2 tRNA genes are annotated in these 355 nt (G+C 48.5%); both read right to left on the reverse strand.

Annotation, left to right across the window (positions count from 1 at the left end):
- Positions 1-145: 145 nt before the first annotated feature.
- Positions 146-221, reverse strand: a tRNA-Ala gene (locus AC25MA_RS25830).
- A 6-nt stretch (positions 222-227) separates the two neighbouring features.
- Positions 228-304 (reverse strand) — tRNA-Ile (locus tag AC25MA_RS25835).
- Positions 305-355: the final 51 nt, after the last annotated feature.

Raw genomic sequence — 355 nt, forward strand, 5'->3', positions numbered from 1 at the left:
CTTAGCCTGAATAACCAGCAGTGAAACTGGCATTCAGTCTATCTATCACATATCCGAATTTTTAAAGAACGATCTGACAAAAGTCAGAAATCAACATTCGATCCGAATGCTCATTTCTGAGTTTGATCAAGCAAGTACAGCGAAGTGGTGGAGCCAAGCGGGATCGAACCGCTGACCTCCTGCGTGCAAGGCAGGCGCTCTCCCAGCTGAGCTATGGCCCCGCATATTGGTAGGTCTGGGCAGATTTGAACTGCCGACCTCACCCTTATCAGGGGTGCGCTCTAACCAACTGAGCTACAGACCTATATAGGGTCTTGATCGTCTTTACAGCATGAATCAAGCAATTCGTGTGGGA

Source organism: Pseudomonas sp. P65(2024) (genome assembly GCF_057480955.1).